This is a genomic window from Pseudomonas fragi, assembly GCF_025426255.1.
GTDB lineage: Bacteria > Pseudomonadota > Gammaproteobacteria > Pseudomonadales > Pseudomonadaceae > Aquipseudomonas > Aquipseudomonas kulmbachensis.
This window is the reverse complement of the sequence record NZ_CP104861.1, coordinates 556160-573123: the sequence shown is the minus strand read 5'-3', so window position 1 is coordinate 573123 and position 16964 is coordinate 556160. Positions and strand designations below refer to the sequence as shown.

General features: G+C 60.3%; 15 protein-coding genes. 5 read left to right on the top strand and 10 right to left on the bottom strand.

From position 1 onward, the window contains the following. Position 1: 1 nt before the first annotated feature. From N7D90_RS02775 to N7D90_RS02765, 3 genes are read right to left on the bottom strand one after another with little or no spacing between them, the layout of a single operon-like run. Positions 2-1486: a 2-oxo acid dehydrogenase subunit E2 gene (locus N7D90_RS02775; RefSeq protein WP_261740771.1), complete on the bottom strand. Its 1485-nt coding sequence runs from the start codon at positions 1484-1486 to the stop codon at positions 2-4. Between the two features lie 2 nt (positions 1487-1488). Next, a complete protein-coding gene (locus N7D90_RS02770; RefSeq protein ID WP_261740770.1) occupies positions 1489-2508 on the bottom strand; it encodes an alpha-ketoacid dehydrogenase subunit beta in 1020 nt (339 codons plus the stop codon). Between the two features lie 11 nt (positions 2509-2519). Continuing rightward, positions 2520-3482, bottom strand: a complete 963-nt coding sequence (locus N7D90_RS02765; RefSeq protein WP_261740769.1) for a thiamine pyrophosphate-dependent dehydrogenase E1 component subunit alpha — start codon at positions 3480-3482, stop codon at positions 2520-2522. Positions 3483-3682: 200 nt separating this feature from the next. On the opposite strand from N7D90_RS02765, the gene N7D90_RS02760 reads away from it, so the two are divergent. The 5 genes from N7D90_RS02760 (at position 3683) to N7D90_RS02740 (ending at position 11670) form a co-directional block, all read left to right on the top strand. Beyond that, positions 3683-6391: a LuxR C-terminal-related transcriptional regulator gene (locus N7D90_RS02760; RefSeq protein ID WP_261740768.1), complete on the top strand. Its 2709-nt coding sequence runs from the start codon at positions 3683-3685 to the stop codon at positions 6389-6391. Between the two features lie 134 nt (positions 6392-6525). After that, positions 6526-6768, top strand: coding sequence for an exodeoxyribonuclease VII small subunit (locus tag N7D90_RS02755; RefSeq protein ID WP_016779237.1), 243 nt, complete (start codon positions 6526-6528; stop codon positions 6766-6768). Beyond that, complete coding sequence (gene ispA / locus N7D90_RS02750) at positions 6765-7652, top strand: (2E,6E)-farnesyl diphosphate synthase (protein WP_261740767.1); 888 nt, start codon at positions 6765-6767, stop codon at positions 7650-7652. The genes N7D90_RS02755 and ispA overlap by 4 nt, the downstream gene beginning before the upstream one ends. A gap of 131 nt (positions 7653-7783) precedes the next feature. After that, positions 7784-9682: a 1-deoxy-D-xylulose-5-phosphate synthase gene (dxs, locus tag N7D90_RS02745; RefSeq protein WP_261740766.1), complete on the top strand. Its 1899-nt coding sequence runs from the start codon at positions 7784-7786 to the stop codon at positions 9680-9682. A gap of 116 nt (positions 9683-9798) precedes the next feature. After that, the gene (locus N7D90_RS02740; protein WP_261740765.1) at positions 9799-11670 is read left to right on the top strand and encodes a TonB-dependent receptor domain-containing protein; all 1872 of its coding nucleotides are present in this window, start codon (positions 9799-9801) and stop codon (positions 11668-11670) included. A gap of 52 nt (positions 11671-11722) precedes the next feature. Here N7D90_RS02740 and N7D90_RS02735 read toward each other — a convergent pair whose 3' ends face one another. From N7D90_RS02735 to ribBA, 7 genes are all read right to left on the bottom strand, one after another. Beyond that, positions 11723-12517, bottom strand: a complete 795-nt coding sequence (locus tag N7D90_RS02735; protein WP_261740764.1) for a cobalamin-binding protein — start codon at positions 12515-12517, stop codon at positions 11723-11725. Further along, positions 12517-12936: an MFS transporter gene (locus tag N7D90_RS02730; RefSeq protein ID WP_261740763.1), complete on the bottom strand. Its 420-nt coding sequence runs from the start codon at positions 12934-12936 to the stop codon at positions 12517-12519. Before N7D90_RS02730 ends, N7D90_RS02735 begins: the two co-directional genes overlap by 1 nt. Next, a complete protein-coding gene (ribA, locus tag N7D90_RS02725) occupies positions 12933-13550 on the bottom strand; it encodes a GTP cyclohydrolase II (protein ID WP_261740762.1) in 618 nt (205 codons plus the stop codon). Before ribA ends, N7D90_RS02730 begins: the two co-directional genes overlap by 4 nt. Positions 13551-13830: 280 nt before the next feature. Further along, complete coding sequence (gene thiL, locus N7D90_RS02720; RefSeq protein WP_261740761.1) at positions 13831-14790, bottom strand: thiamine-phosphate kinase; 960 nt, start codon at positions 14788-14790, stop codon at positions 13831-13833. 15 nt (positions 14791-14805) lie between these two features. Next, complete coding sequence (nusB, locus tag N7D90_RS02715) at positions 14806-15306, bottom strand: transcription antitermination factor NusB (protein ID WP_133077063.1); 501 nt, start codon at positions 15304-15306, stop codon at positions 14806-14808. After that, positions 15303-15779, bottom strand: coding sequence for a 6,7-dimethyl-8-ribityllumazine synthase (ribE, locus tag N7D90_RS02710; RefSeq protein WP_003444275.1), 477 nt, complete (start codon positions 15777-15779; stop codon positions 15303-15305). The genes nusB and ribE overlap by 4 nt, the downstream gene beginning before the upstream one ends. Before the next feature lie 91 nt (positions 15780-15870). Next, positions 15871-16962 carry a bifunctional 3,4-dihydroxy-2-butanone-4-phosphate synthase/GTP cyclohydrolase II gene (gene ribBA / locus N7D90_RS02705; RefSeq protein ID WP_261740760.1) on the bottom strand — a complete coding sequence of 364 codons (1092 nt, stop codon included), beginning with the start codon at positions 16960-16962 and terminating at the stop codon, positions 15871-15873. Positions 16963-16964 lie beyond the last annotated feature (2 nt).

Below are 16964 nucleotides of genomic sequence, written 5' to 3'. Positions count from 1 at the left end.
CCTAGAGCATCATCAGGCTTGGGGTTTGCACCAGACGCTTGAGTTCCTTAAGGAACGCAGCACCTAGCGCGCCATCAATCACCCGGTGATCGCAGGACAGGGTCACGGTCATTTGCGTGCGCACCGCGACTTGCCCGTTGTGGGCCACGACTCGCTGCTCGCCCGCACCAATGGCCAGAATCGCCCCCTGGGGCGGGTTGATGATTGCGTCGAACTGGCTGACACCCAACATGCCCAGATTGGAAATACTGAAGCTGCCGCCCTGAAACTCTTCCGGCTTGAGGGTGCCCGCTTTGGCCCTGGTCACCAGGCTGAGCATTTCACCAGAGATTTGCGCCAGGCTTTTACGGTTGGCCTGACGCACGATAGGGGTGATCAAGCCACCGGGCAGGGCCACGGCCACAGAGATGTCGGCATCGCTAAAACGCAGCACCGCCTGGCGCGCTTCATCAAATTGCACATTCACGTCGGGTACTTTGATCAGCGCCAGCGCGCACGCCTTGATCAGCAAGTCATTGACCGACAGTTTAATCGCCGGGGCCGAAGCATTGAGTTCGCTGCGCAGGGTCAGCAGCGCTTCCAGATCCAGGTCCGCGTGCAGGCGGAAATGCGGCGCGGTGCGCTTGGACTCCTGCAAGCGCGCGGCAATTGCCTTGCGCATGCCTGTCATCGGCAGCACTTCGGCTTGTGCCTGCTCGGGGGCCACTTGAGTCGGCGCAGCCAGCACCGGGTTCTGCACCGCGCTGACTTGCAACACGTCCGCCTTGCTGACTCGCCCACGACTGCCGGTTACGCGGCAATCATTCAGATTGATGCCCAGCTCGGCGGCCAAACGACGCGCCAGCGGTGTCGCCAGCACTTGGCTGTCATCGCCACGGGAGCGTGCAGGCCCGGACGCTTTGAGCGCGGGCTCGAGCACTGCGACCTTACCGCCGCTATCGCGCACCGCCTGTTCAATGTCCGCCACACTGATCCGACCTTCGGGGCCCGATCCGCTGATACGGCTCAGGTCGATACCAAGTTCCTTGGCCAGACGCGTGGCATGCGGCGTAGCAAATACCGGGGCAACACTTGCGCCCAGCAACGCTTGAGGCACCTGCCAACCACCCGCTGATTTCATGCTCGGCACCGGTGCGGGCTCAGCTGCCTTCACGGTCACAGCAACTGCTGGCTCTGGGCTTGCGGCACCGGCGGGCGCGGCGCGTTGCGCCAAAAACGCATCAATATCGGCATCACTGACCGACGCATCCGCAACCACGCCCAGCACACCGCCCACCGGCAGGGTTTGCCCGGCAGTAGCAACCTTGCGCCGCAGCACACCATCGAATGGGGCCTCGAGCACGTTGGCAATTTTGCTGGTCTCGATTTCGCACACTTCCTGGTGCTGCTTGAAGCTGTCGCCCTCTTCGATCAACCAGCTGTTGAGCGTGCCTTCTTCCATCGACAGGCCCCATTTGGGCACTTCGATAATCTTGATCGCGCTCATGCTCAGGCCTCCATCACTTTGCGCACGGCCGCTTCAATGCGGTCAACGCTGGGTATCCAGGCCTGCTCCAGCACCGGCGAGAACGGCACCGGGGTATGCGGCGGCGTGACCATGATGATCGGCGCTTTGAGTTGGTAGAACGCTTTGGTGGCAATCAGCGCCGCCAGATCATGCGCAAAGCCAAGGCGCGCGGCGGACTCGTCAACAATCACTACGCGGCCGGTGGAGGTCACCGATTCCAGAATGCCGTCTTCATCCAATGGCGATACAGTGCGCGGGTCGACCACTTCGACAGAGATACCCTCGCCAGCCAGTTTGTCTGCCACCTGATTGGCTTTGTGCACCATCGCCGCCAGCGCGATGATGGTCACATCGGTGCCTTCGCGGGTGTAATTGGCCACGCCGAACGGGATGGTGTAAGGCTCTTCGGGCACTTCGCCCTTGATGTCGTAAAGCGCCTTGTGTTCACAGAACACCACCGGGTCGTCGTCACGAATTGCCTGAATCAACAGGCCCTTGACGTCGTATGGGCACGATGGCACCACGACTTTGAGGCCGGGTGTCGTCGCAAAAATATGGTAGGGCGACTGCGAGTGTTGCGCCGCTGCCGAAAAGCCGGCGCCGATCATGCCTCGCACCACCATCGGGGCCTTGGCCTTGCCTCCGAACATGTAGCGAAACTTGGCCGCCTGGTTGTAGAGCATGTCGTGGCAGACGCCGAAAAAATCCATAAACATCAGTTCGGCAACCGGGCGCAGGCCGGTCATGGCCGCGCCTGCCGCCATGCCGATAATCGCCGACTCGGTGATGGGCGTATCGATCACCCGCGCCGAACCGAACTCGGTCCACAGGCCCTTGGTCACGCCCAGTACGCCACCGAACGCTTCGCCCTTGCTGCCGACTTCGGCAGTGCCTGCCTGGCCGCCGCATACGTCTTCACCTATCAGCACCACTCGGTCGTCGAGGGCCATTTCCTGAGCCAGGGCTTCTTTGACCGCTTCACGATAAGTACGAATTGCCATGGTTCAAATCCTCAGTAAGACACGTAGACGTCGGTCAGCAAGCTCTCTAGCGCGGGGAAGTCTGCCGCCCGGGCCTTGGCCACGGCGTCATCGACCAAGGCATTGACCTCGGCGTCGATGGTTTGCAGTTCCTCGGGGGAGATTTGACCGGCAACGTGTTGACTGAAAATTTGCAGCGGATCGCTGTCCTTGCGCAGGCGCTCGACTTCGCCATCAGCGCGATAGAGCATCGGGTCGCCTTCAAAGTGGCCGTACCAACGATGGGCAACCGCCTCAATAGCGGTCGGGCCTTCACCGGCTCGGGCCCGTTCTACGGCAACCGCGACGGCCTCATATACGGAGAAAAAATCCGTACCGTCGACCTTGACCGCTGGCATCCCGAAGCCCGCGGCACGCTGCGCGATATTGCGCCCGCCGACGGCATAGTCATGCCCGGTAGCCTCGCCAAAACCATTGTTCTCAAACATGAAAATGACCGGTAATTGCAGCACCACGGCCATGTTCATAGCCTCGAATACCAGCCCTTGGTTCGAGCCGCCGTCACCGGTAAACGACACCGCCACACCACGATTGCCCAGGGTTTTGGCGGTCAGTGCCGCACCAATCGCCAGCGGTGGCGCCCCCCCGACAATGGCGTTGGCGCCGAGCATCCCCTTGCTCAAGTCAGCGATATGCATCGAGCCGCCCTTGCCGCGGCACAGCCCGGAATCCTTGCCAAAAATTTCCGCCATCATCCCGTGGATATCGCAGCCCTTGGCGATGCAGTGCCCATGCCCTCGATGAGTCGAGCCGATATAGTCGGTGTCTTCAAGGTTTTCGCAGACCCCCACGGCGATGGCCTCTTCACCGCAGTAAAGGTGAATGAACCCGGGGATGTCCCCGGTGGTGTTTTCCTGGTGCAGGCGTTCTTCGAACACGCGGATTTCGCGCATTTTGCGATAGGCCCTGAGCAGTTCTGACTTGCCAAGCGACATGGTTTCGCCCTCTTGTCCTGGTTTTTTTATTGGTTGTATCGAACACCCGAAGGCGAACGACGATGGCGTTCGCTTACGGTAAGAGCCTAAAGTCACAGCCATAACTACCCGGATGGGTGGGCGCTTAAATGCGATGGGGGGGCTACCCTTCAATCCTCAGGAACGGCGCCAGACAAACGCTAGAGGGATACATAACAACAATGACCCAGGCCAAGTTTCCCCAGCTGATCGATCACCAGGACCGCATTGACCTCAACCACGGTTTGCCGCTCATAGCCACCAAACTGGTACCTCCCCGCTCCACTGGCACGGTGTTGGTACGCGCGCGGCTGTTGGACAAACTGCGCCTGCTTGAGGAACGGCGCCTGGCGCTGGTGTGCGGCCCCGCCGGGTTTGGCAAAACCACGTTGCTGGGGCAGTGGCGCCAGCGCTTGCTTGAGCAAGGCCATAGCGTGGCCTGGCTCAGCCTCGACGAGCAGGACGATACGCCCCTGACCTTTCGCCGTTATCTGCTGAGCGCGCTGAACCAGGCCAGCGGGCAACCTCTGGAAAACACCCAGCCTCTGTTTGAGTGCATCGCGTTGACCGGTTGTCGCTTTACTCGCGAGTTGATCAACCTGATGCAAGGGCGCAAACATTCCCTGTACCTGGTGCTCGATGACCTGCACCTGATCCAGCACCCGAGCATCGCGGGTGACATCGAGCAGTTGCTGCAACATGCACCGGACTGTTTTCACCTGCTGGTGGGCAGCCGCAGCGTTCCGGGTTTGCCCTTGAGCCGGTTGCAGGCGCGCAAGCAACTGCTGGAAGTCGACACCAACGATCTGCGTTTCAATCTCGAAGAAACCCAAGACTATCTGAGCCACGCAACCGCCCAGCGTTTTGTGCCCGCCGAGCTGCAACAAGTGCTGAACCTGACCGAAGGCTGGATCACCGGCATCCAGATGGCGGCACTGGCACCCAGTGATCCACTGCGCACCCTGGATCGCTTGCAACTGGGCAACCGTCAGGCAGGCCGCTATCTCTACGACGTGGTATTGGCGCCGCTGTCGTTGCCGTTACAGACGTTTTTACTGAAGACCTCAATTCTGGGGCGCCTGACGCCTTCACTGTGCAATGCCGTCACCGGGCGCGACGACGCGCAGCAGATGCTGGCCGAGATCGAACGGCACAATCTGTTTATCTTCTCGCTGGATGCGCAAGGTCAGTGGTTTCGCTATCACACGCTGTTTGTCGAAACTCTCAATGAGCGTCTGTTGCGCACCGACATTGATGTCGCGGATCTGCATGAGCGCGCCAGCAACTGGCTGGCCAACCATCAATACTGGGCCGAAGCGATTCGTCATGCACTGGCGGCGGGCCAACACGGAGGGCGCCACGACTGCGCCAATCAGGGCGCACAGTCGCTGGCCGAAGAAGGCGATGTCGACACGCTGGTGCGCTGGCTGCAAAAAATGCCCGAAGCCAGCGCAGAATCACTGGATGAGCAGCGCATCGATTTGCAGCTCAACCTGGCCTGGGCTTTGGGCCATCACTTCCATTTCAGCGCCTCAAGGGGGTTGCTGGAGAGCCTGTATCCGGTGTTCCAGACGCAGCATCCCAGCGCCCGGCTGAGCATCAAATATCAGGTGATCGGCGCTATCACGGAGGCGTTCGCAGAAAATATCAGCCACAGCATCGAGCGTGTCGAGCCCTTGCTGGCGCGGGTTCCGTGCGGCGACACATGGGTCGACGGGCTGATCTGCAACATTCTCAGCTATGGCTACATGACTCAAGGGCATTACCAGCAGGCGCAGGCAATTCAACGCCATATGCCCTGCCCCACAACCCCGTCGCACAACTTGTTTGTGAGTGTTTACCGAGCTTTTGTGCTGGGGTTGAGTCATTTGCGCCAGGCTGATTTGTACAGCGCCGAGCAGTATTACCTACAAGCCTTGGGCCCGGCCGAACACCTCACAGGCCCCCAATCAAGCGGCAGTGCGACGCTGGCTGCACTGTTGGGCGAGTTGCTTTATGAGCGTGGCGAATGGCAACAGCTGCAGGCGCTGTTGACGCCGCGCCTGAGCCAGATCGACACCGTCGCGCCGCCGGATGCCCTGTTGTGCGCCTACGCCAGCCTGTCGCGCAGGGCACTGCTGATGGGCGAGCCGAGCCAGGCGCGCTATCTGCTGGAACATGCCCAGCAACTGGCGACAGTGCGACGCTGGCCACGCTTGCAAGCGTGGTTGCTGGTCGAGGAAATACGTATTCACCTGGCCAGTGAACAACTGCCGCAGGCGCTCGGGTTACAACGACAGTTGCAGGCGCTTGACCCCGCCCACGAGCACCCGGAAATCAGGCGCGCTCAGATCCAGGCGCACTGCCATATCGCGGCGGCGCAAAAACAATGGCGCCTGGCTGCAACGCTGTTGCACGGTTTGCTGCAAGAGGACGAACGCCAAGGCCAGTTGCTCCGTGCTGCGGGTAGCCGCGCCGCACTGGCCTGTGCCTTGTGGCCGGACGACCAGGCCGGGGCGCTGAAAACCCTGCAGCCGCTGCTTAATCTGGCTTGCCGGCAGAACTTGCGGCGTACCTTGCTGGATGCGGGCGCAGCCATGCCGGCCCTGCTTCAGGCCACACTGAAAAATGCCCGGCCGCAGATCGCCGACTACCTGCGCAGCCTGCTCGACAGCCTGGACCCGCGCACGGCCAACGAGGACCCGAGTGCAGACGAACCGAACCTGAGTGAGCGCGAACAGCAGATCCTGCTGCTGATTGCCCAAGGGCAAGCCAACAAGGAAATCGCCCGCAGCCTGGATATTTCGGCCGAAACCGTGAAGTGGCACCTCAAGAATCTGTTCTGCAAACTGCACGTCACCAGCCGCACCCAGGCAATCACCCGGGCGCAAAAATTCAATCTACTGGGATGAGGCATGCTTGCAGCAACGCGTGCCTGGCCCATCAAACCGGCCAGAGTGAACACGGGGCATGCCACCCCCGATTTGCCCCAAAACCCGCTGTCTGCTAGTGTCAGCCGGTTTTAACGCCTACCGAGAATGCCGCCATGGCCCGCAAAAAAGCTTCCCTGGATTTCGAACAGTCACTCGCAGACCTGCAAACACTGGTCGAACGCCTGGAAAATGGCGAGCTGTCGCTGGAAGACTCCCTGACTGCCTTCGAACAAGGCATCCGTCTGACCCGTGACTGCCAGGGCGCACTGGCCCAGGCAGAACAGAAAGTTCAAATCCTGCTGGAGCGCGATGGTGAGCTGGCACAAGAACCCTTTGATGCGGAACAGTCCGAATGATTGATGCGTACCAGATCAGCAGCCAGGCCCGGGTCAATGCGGCGCTTGAACGCTTGTTTGTCGCTCCGGCCCCGGAGCTGGAACGCCTGTTTGAGGCCATGCGCTACAGCGTCATGAATGGTGGCAAACGGGTTCGTCCGCTGCTGGCCTATGCCGCTTGCCAAGCGCTGGGCGGCGCGCCCGAGCAAGCCAATGGCGCGGCCTGTGCAGTTGAGCTGATCCACGCCTATTCGCTGGTGCATGATGATTTGCCCGCAATGGATGATGACGATCTGCGCCGCGGCCAGCCGACCACCCATAAAGCTTTTGACGAAGCCTGCGCCATTCTGGCCGGTGACGGCCTGCAAAGCCTGGCGTTCAGCGCCCTGCTCGACCCGCAACTGAACACCCTGGACGCTGACACGCGCTTGCGCATGGTCACCGCCCTCGCCCAGGCCGCAGGCCCGGCGGGCATGGTCGGCGGCCAAGCCATTGACCTCGGTTCGGTCGGCATCAAGCTCAATCAGGCGGCGCTGGAAAACATGCACCGCCACAAGACCGGAGCCCTGATCGAGGCCAGCGTAGAACTAGGTGCCCTGGCCAGCGGCAACGCGACGGCCGAAAGCCTGCACGCCTTGAACACCTACTCACGTGCCATTGGCCTGGCATTTCAAGTTCAGGACGACATTCTGGATGTTGAAAGCGATACCGCCACGCTGGGCAAACGCCAGGGCGCCGATATCGCACGGGACAAACCAACCTATCCGGCGCTAATGGGCCTGGAACAGGCCAAAGGCTATGCACTGGAACTGCGCGATCAGGCACTCAATGCCCTGCGGCATTTTGATGCAGGCGCTGAGCCGCTGCGTGAACTGGCGCGATATATCGTGGAACGCCGCCACTGAAAACGCTTTTCAGTAACGATTTCTGACAGCTCTAATGCCAAGGTCTTACTAACGAGTACCAGACTGCGTGGGCAGCTTACGTTCCATAAGGTAAACTGCCGCCTCTTCTTATACCTATAACGATTCGCCTGATGCCAACGACGTTTCAAGAGATTCCCCGCAACCGTCCGACTACGCCCCTGCTTGACCGGGCAGGCACGCCTGCGGGCCTTCGCCGCCTGGCCGAAGCCGAGCTGGAAACCCTGGCTGATGAGTTGCGCCTGGAATTGCTCTATACCGTCGGCCAGACGGGTGGGCATTTTGGCGCCGGCTTGGGTGTCATTGAGCTGACCATTGCGTTGCACTACGTATTCGACACCCCGGACGACCGGCTGGTGTGGGATGTCGGCCATCAGGCGTATCCGCACAAAATCCTCACGGGCCGTCGCGAGCAAATGGCGACCTTGCGCCAGAAGGACGGCGTTGCCGCTTTCCCGCGTCGCTCCGAGAGCGAGTACGACACCTTTGGCGTCGGCCACTCCAGCACCTCGATCAGTGCAGCGCTGGGCATGGCCATTGCCGCCCGCCTGCAAAACAGCGACCGCAAGGCCATCGCCGTGATCGGTGACGGCGCGCTGACCGCGGGCATGGCCTTCGAAGCGCTGAACCACGCGCCTGAAGTGAATGCCAACATGTTGGTGATCCTCAACGACAACGACATGTCGATCTCGCGCAATGTCGGCGGTTTGTCCAACTACCTGGCCAAAATCCTCTCCAGCCGTACCTACGCCAGCATGCGCGAAGGCAGCAAAAAAGTGCTGTCACGTTTGCCAGGCGCCTGGGAAATTGCCCGCCGTACCGAAGAGTATGCCAAGGGCATGCTGGTCCCCGGCACGCTGTTTGAAGAGCTGGGCTGGAACTACATCGGTCCTATCGATGGTCACGACCTGCCGACCCTGATTGCGACGCTGCGCAACATGCGCGATCTCAAAGGCCCGCAGTTCCTGCATATCGTCACTAAAAAGGGCAAGGGCTTTGCCCCGGCCGAAGCCGACCCGATCGGCTATCACGCCATCACCAAGCTTGAACCGCTGGACGCACCGAAAGCCGCGCCCAAAGTGGCGAGCGGGCCAAAGTACTCGGCAGTGTTTGGCGAGTGGCTGTGCGACATGGCGGCTGCCGATGAGCGCCTGATGGGCATCACCCCGGCCATGAAAGAAGGCTCGGACCTGATCGCCTTCAGCGAGCGCTTCCCCAAGCGTTATTTCGACGTGGCGATTGCCGAGCAGCACGCGGTGACCTTTGCGGCCGGTATGGCCTGCGAAGGCGCCAAGCCGGTGGTGGCTATTTACTCTACGTTCCTGCAACGCGGTTACGACCAGCTGGTGCATGACGTTGCGGTACAAAACCTGGACGTGCTGTTCGCCATCGACCGTGCCGGTCTGGTAGGCGAAGACGGTCCGACCCACGCCGGTAGTTTCGACCTGTCGTTCCTGCGCTGCATTCCGGGCATGGTCATCATGACCCCGAGCGATGAGAACGAACTGCGCAAAATGCTTACCACTGGCCACCTGTACAACGGCCCAGCGGCAGTGCGCTACCCACGTGGCACCGGTCCGAACGCGCCGATCGAAAAAACCCTTGAGCCGCTGGAAATCGGCAAAGGCGTGATTCGTCGCCAGGGTTCAAAAGTCGCCATGCTGGTGTTTGGTGTGCAATTGACCGAAGCCCTGCTCGTCGCAGAAAAAATCGACGCCACGGTGGTCGACATGCGTTTCGTCAAACCGATGGATGAAGCACTGGTTCGCGAAATGGCTGATAGCCATGAGCTGCTGGTGACCCTTGAAGAGAACGCCATCATGGGCGGTGCCGGAGCTGGCGTCAGCGAGTTCCTGGCCCGTGAAAACGTGCTCAAGTCGGTGCTGCACCTGGGCTTGCCGGATGTGTACGTCGAACACGCCAAACCGAGCCAGATGTTGGCCGAGTGCGGCCTGGATACGGCAGGCATCGAAGCTTCGGTGCGCCAGCGCATGCAGCTGCTGGGGCTCTGACCCACCCCGTACGCTGCCGCTGGCTGCGATCGCGCCCGAAGCACTTTGCATGAGCAAGGTCCTGCGGACCTTATCGCAGCCTGCGGCAGCGGCTACAGGTTTAATACCGAGAAACCATGAAACGCCTTCGCTTGGCTTTAATCCTCGCCAGCCCCCTGCTGGCCAATGCTGCTGAGCGTGAAGACGCGCTCAAACTCCCGCAAACCCTGATCACCGGCAACCGACAGGTTGAGGCGCGCTCGGACAGCAGCAGCGCCAACAGCGTGTTCACCCGTGAAGACATCGACCGCCTGCAACCCACCAGCCTGACCGACCTCCTGGGCCGGGTCCCGGGCGTGCAAGTGGCCCGCAGCGGCGGGCGCGGTGGCTTGCCGGGGATTTACATTCGCGGCACCAAGTCGGCGCAAAGCCTGGTACTGGTCGACGGCCAGCGCATGGCCAATGCCACCTCGGCCGACAGCAACCTGCAGTACCTCAATATTGATCAGATCGAGCGCGTTGAAGTCTTGCGTGGCTCGCGCTCGGTGATCTACGGCAGCGATGCGATTGGCGGGGTGATTCAGATTTTCACCCGCCGTGGCGCCGACCATGCCCCGCAACTTCGGGTTCACAGTGCCGTGGGCAGTTATGGCAGCTCAGAGAACAGCGTCGGCGTCTCCGGTGGCGATGCGCAGACCCGCTACAACTTGAGTGGCAGCCTGGAGGAGACGGCGGGCATCAACCGCACCCACGAGTCCTTCCCCAGCGACAACGATCACGATGCCTATCGCAACAAGTCGCTGAGCCTGAACCTGAGCCACTACCTGAACGAAGACCTTGAAGTCGGGCTGACAGCGATGAAAAACGTTGGCAAAACCGAACTCGATAACCCGTTCGGGCGCTGGGACCCGAGCACCATGACAGTCAGTGGCCAGCAGCTTTACAGCGATTTTGATATCAGCAGCGTCGGCAGCTTTATCGATGCGCAATTGAGTGAGCGCTGGAATTCGCGCCTGGAACTGGGCCACAGTGAAAACCGCGAAAAAACCCGGGACCAGCTCAGCGCTGATATCTACAGTTTCAATACCTACCGCGACTCGCTGAACTGGCAAAACAACCTGACGCTGGACGACAAAAACAGCCTGATCCTCGGCGCCGACACCTATCAAGACCGCGTGCGCAGCAGCACGGCTTTTGACCAAGACAGCCGCTGGAACCGCGCAGCGTTTGTTCAGCACCGGTTTCATGGCGATTATTTTTCAACCGAATTGGGTGTGCGTCATGACCAGAACCAGCAGTTCGGTAGCCACAACACCTGGAGCGCCAGCCTGAGCGTGCCGTTGAATGCCAACAACGATGTGCTCTTGTCTTACAGCGAAGGCTTCCGCGCGCCCACCTTCAATGACTTGTACTACCCGCAGTTCGGCAACCCGAACCTCAAACCCGAGTATTCGAAAAGCTACGAAGTCCAATGGCGCAGCCAGTTGAGCGAGACCAGCAGGCTGGAAACATCGCTGTACCGCACCGATATTCGTGACGCGATTGTGGCCGATGCTGACTTTATCCAGCAGAACATCGGCGCGGCGCAAATCACCGGTTTCGAAAGCGCCCTGCAACAAGAATGGTTCGGCTGGCAGAGCAGCCTGGGCATCGCAATTATCGACCCGCGTGATCGCGATACCGGCCATACCCTGGGCCGCCGGGCACGCAGAACGTTGAGCCTGGATCTGGATCGGCAATTTGACCGGCTAGGCGTCGGCGCCAGTTGGCAAGCGGTGAGCAGCAGCTTCAATGATGAAGACAACAAGCAGCCCATTGGCGGCTACGGACTGTTGGGATTGCGTGGCAACTGGCAGGCCAGCTCGCAAGTCCGGTTCGACTTGAAAGTCGATAACCTGCTGGACAAGAGCTTCACCCGCGCGCTCTACAGCTATGAGGGCAACTACTATGGCTACCGCGAAGAGCGCCGCAGCTTGCAGTTGGCCGTGACCTGGACCCCAACTCTCTAGAAGGCGCAGCCCCCCTTGTGGGAGCGAGCCTGCTCGCGAAGGCTCAAGAGGGTTAGTGTGCCGCTAGCTGTTCACACAACTTGGCCGTGGCTTCAAGCATCTGCCCGCTCGGGCGCTCCAGGCCTTTGTCGGTCAGTAACAACAAGCGCCCGTGTTTGACGGCATCAATCTGCGGCCAAATTTTCCAAGCATCAAGTTGCGCCTGGGTACTGGCAATGATCACCTCGGGATTGCGCTGCAACACGGACTCAATACTGACCTGCGGAGCAGGCAACTTGAGGTCGTCAAACACATTGCTCGCCCCGCACACGGCCAACGCATCACTGATGATTTGCCCGCCACCGATGGTGTACAGCGGCTGGTCCCACACTTGGTAAAACACCCGCAACGGTGTGTCGCGCCAATACTGGGCTCGCAGCCCGGCCAAACGCTGACGCAGTTCACCCGCCAGCTCATGCCCACGCTGCGGGCGATCCAGAGCAACAGCCAGCCCTTCGACCTGATCAGCCAGCTGATCAAGGCTGCGCGGCTCACCAATGTAGGTCGGGATCTTCAGGCGATTCAGCTGTTCGCGCTGTGCAACGCCCACACTGCCCGGCCAGAGCAAAAGCAGATCGGGTTGCAGGCTGAGCAAGCGCTCCATGTCCAACTGCCCGTAGCGGCCCACTGAGGGCACGCTGACAAGCTCCGGCAACGGCTCACCCGCATCCAGACGCCCCACCAGCAAATCGGCGGCGCCCAGTTCGACAACCATTTCGGATAAGGATGGAGACAGGCTGACCACACGCGTGGCGGCCAGCGAAGGAATGCTCGAGGTCAGCAGCAGAGCCGCCAGCCAAGCGCGCATCAGCCGACCTGGCGAGGAATGCGGTAGAGGTAAAACAGCACCAGCGTCGACAGGGTCAGCAGCAATAAAGGTACGCCTTCGAGCCCGACGAACACCGCCAGGGTAGCAACCCAGGTAGGCAATCCCGCCGCCAGCAAGGCACGGTGCCGCACATGCGCCAGCGCATCCCAGGCCGCAGGTTCCTGCGGGGTGTCGAGGGCTTTTTGCAGGTTGATCAGGCCATGTTTGTATGGCCCGAACGTGCGCAGGGTGACAAACATCGAAGCCACGCCCGCGATGAAGAACGGCATCGCCAGTTCAGGCAGCAGCGGTTCGGCGTTGCCGAAAAACCAGTTAACCAACACCAGCGGCAGCAGAGTCAGTACCAACTGTTGCCACCAGCTGAAGCTCAGGCGCCGACGACGCTGGCCACGGGTCACGCCGGGTCGGCCTCGTTTTGATGCTGGTTGCCCATCATGTGACCGAGCTTGTTGGCTTTGGTCGCCAGGTACAATTTGTTGTGCGGGTTGTGCCCGGTGTGCAAAGGCACACGCTCGGCCACGGTGATGCCCATTTCGGTCAAGGCTTTGACCTTGCGCGGATTGTTGGTCATCAGGCGCAGCGACTGCACACCCACGTGCTCCAGCATCGGCAGGCAGATGGCGTAATCACGCTGATCGGCAGCAAAGCCCAGACGCTCGTTGGCTTCAACGGTATCGGCGCCGCCATCTTGCAGTTCGTAAGCGCGAATTTTGTTCAGCAAACCGATGCCACGACCTTCCTGGCGCAGATACAGCAGAACGCCACGGCCTTCGCGGGCGATGGCCTGCAAGGCGGCTTCGAGCTGCGAACCACAATCGCATCGCTGGCTGAACAAGGCATCGCCAGTCAGGCATTCGGAATGCACCCGACCCAGAACCGGAGCACCATCAGTCACGTCGCCCAGACTGAGCACAACGTGTTCACGGCCCGAGGTTTTCTCAAGGAAGCCATGCATGGTGAATTCGGCAAAAGGAGTAGGTAATTTGCAAGCGGCAACGAAAACGACGGGCACCGTGTGCTCCTGATCAGTTTGAGGACTGGAGATTCGCAAAGGCGACATTGTAACAGGAGGTTCCTACAGACGCTTAGGCTGAATTACCGTGGATAAAGATCTAAAAGTTTGATAACTCGACCCGTCCCAATCCCGTAGCAGTTGCCGAAGGCTACGTTCGATTGCGAAGCGATCGTAAAATAAGAGTACGCGGTTTAACTAAAAAACCGCGCGTGATAATTTTGCGACGGCTGCGCCGCCGGACGCAGCCTCGTTCCTACGGCAGCTGCTACGAACAGTTTTATAGGCGAAAATGTTGATAGCCACGGATTGCCGGGGTGATGTCCTGGCCGTGCTCATCGAACAAGCCAACACCCTGCCCTTCAACCACACGACCCACCACATGGATCGGCCAACCATCAGCCAACAGCGTCGGCAGTTCAAACGCAGGCAAGGTAAACGCCAACACGTAATCATCACCGCCGCTCAATGCTGCCTGCTGTGCATCGCCGGCGCCCAAAAACTCTTCCAGCGCCAGCGAGATGGGTACCCGGTCCAGCTCAATCTCCAGCCCCACCTTGGACGCCAGCGCAATATGGCCACAGTCGGCAAGCAGGCCATCAGAGATATCCAGCGCCGAGGTGGCTTTGCCGCGCAGGGCCTGGCCCAGCGCCAACTGCGGTTGCGGTGACCAGTAATGCGCCAGCAACGGCTCGCTGATAACCGGTGGCGCGCTGCGCTGCCCCAGTACCAGCGGCAACGCTCCCGCCGCGTTGCCCAGTTCGCCGCCCACACATAACAGGTCACCAGGGCGGGCGCCGCTACGAGTCAGGGCCTTGCCCTTGGGGATACGACCAAACACCGTGAGCGTCAGGCACAACGGCCCGCGAGTGGTGTCACCGCCGATCAGGCGCAGGTCGCAGGTTTGAGCCATCAGGTTCAAACCACGGGCGAACGCTTGCAACCAATCGGCTTCCACCGTCGGCAAGGTCAAGGCAAGGGTAAAGGCGAGAGGTGTTGCGCCCATGGCCGCCAAATCACTGGCCGCCACCGCCAGCGAACGCTGACCGAGCAAGAAAGGGTCGCAAGGATCTGCGAAGTGCACCCCGGCTACCAGGGTGTCAGTGGAAATTGCCAGCTGTTCCCCGAAGGGAACATCCAGCAGGGCGCAGTCGTCGCCAATGCCCAGAGCAACACCTTCGCCGCCTTGCGCACAGGGCGCGGCAGCGAAGAAGTTGCGGATCAGCTCAAACTCGCCCATGGTCGACAGCGCCGTTTAGCGCTTGTAAGCCTTTACTTCAGCTTCACGCAGGCGTGGCGCCAGTTTGTCGAGCACACCGTTGACGAACTTGTGGCCGTCGGTGGAGCCGAACACTTTGGCCAGCTCGATACCTTCGTTGATCACAACGCGGTAAGGCACGTCGACACGTTTGATCAGCTCCCAGGTAGACAGGCGCAGAACAGACAGCTCAACCGGGTCGAGTTCTTCGATGGTGATATCCAGGCACGGGATCAAGGCAGCATCGATCTCGCCTTTGTGTGCAGGTACGCCGTGCAGGATTTCACGGAAGTACGCAGCATCAACGTCGGTGAAGTCGTTATCAACGCGGAACTGCGCTTCAATTTCGTTCAACGATTGCTTGGCCATATGCCACTGGTACAGGGCCTGAGTCGCGAGTTGACGCGCTTCACGGCGCTTGGCGCTCTTGGAAGGTTTGCCAGCGTCCGCAGGTTTTGGATCGCGCGGGTTGAAACGATCGCTTTCGTCGGAAATCACTTGGCCTCCAACTGTGCCAACAGGCTGACCATTTCAAGGGCGGACAAGGCAGCTTCAGCGCCTTTGTTACCGGCTTTGGTGCCGGAACGCTCGATGGCTTGCTCGATCGAATCAACAGTCAGCACGCCGAATGCAACCGGTACGCCGAACTGCATGGACACTTGGGACAAGCCCTTGGTGCATTCGCCAGCAACGTATTCGAAGTGCGGAGTACCGCCACGAATCACGGCGCCCAAGGCGATGATGGCGGCGAATTCGTTGCGCTGGGCAACCTTCTGCGCAACCAGCGGGATTTCGAACGCACCCGGCGCTCGAATGATGGTGATGTCGCTTTCGTTCACACCGTGGCGAACCAGGGCATCAACGGCACCACTCACCAGGCTTTCGACAACAAAGCTGTTGAAACGGCCAACTACCAGAGCGTAGCGCCCCTTGGGGGCGATGAAGGTACCTTCGATGGTCTTCAGGGTCATTCGGTATGTCTCGTATTAAAGAGCCAGAACGCACTCGCGTGCGTTCTTTAAGGATATTGGGCCACGAATTCGGACAGGACACGACCGGTCTTTATTCGGAGGGCACGTATTCTACAACTTCCAGATCGAAACCGGATATGGCATTGAACTTCATTGGTGAACTCATCAAGCGCATTTTACGCACGCCAAGGTCACGAAGGATCTGCGAACCGGCACCGACGATGCTGTAGGTGGTCGGTTTTTTTACCGGAATCTGGTCTGCGGTTTCGCGGATATGCGCCAGCAATACATCACCATCCAGCGGATGCCCCAGCAGCAGCACAACACCGCTGCCCGCCTCTGCCACCGCAGTCATGGCGGCGCGTAGGCTCCAGCGGCCCGGTTGCTTGACCATCAGCAGGTCGCGCAACGGGTCGGCATTGTGCACTCGCACCAGCGTCGGCTCTTCGGCGCAGATCTTGCCCAGGGTCAGTGCCATGTGCACATCGCCTTCGACTGAATCACGATAGGTCACCAAATTGAATTGGCCCAGTTCGCTGTCCAGTGGCTGCTCGGCAATCCGCTGAACGGTACGTTCGTGGATCATGCGGTAGTGAATCAGGTCGGCGATGGTGCCGATCTTGATCCCGTGTTCGGCCGCAAACGTTTCCAGCTCAGGGCGGCGAGCCATGGTGCCGTCGTCGTTCATCACTTCACAGATCACGCCGCTTGGCTCGAAACCGGCCATGCGGGCCAGGTCGCAGGCCGCTTCGGTGTGACCAGCGCGGGCCAGGGTGCCGCCCGCTTGCGCCATCAGCGGGAAGATGTGACCAGGGCTGACAATGTCTTCGGCCTTGGCGTCCCTGGCGGCCGCTGCTTGCACAGTGCGTGCACGGTCAGCGGCGGAAATTCCGGTGGTCACGCCGGTCGCAGCTTCAATCGACACGGTGAACTTGGTGCCAAAGCCGGAACCGTTGCGCGGTGCCATCAATGGCAGTTTGAGCAGTTCGCAGCGCTCGCGGCTCATCGGCATGCAGATCAGGCCACGGGCAAAACGCGCCATGAAGTTGATGTGCTCGGCCTTGCAGCACTCGGCGGCCATGATCAGGTCACCTTCGTTCTCACGGTCTTCGTCATCCATAAGAATGACCATCTTGCCTTGGCGGATGTCTTCAACCAGTTCTTCGATGCTGTTGAGCGCCACGC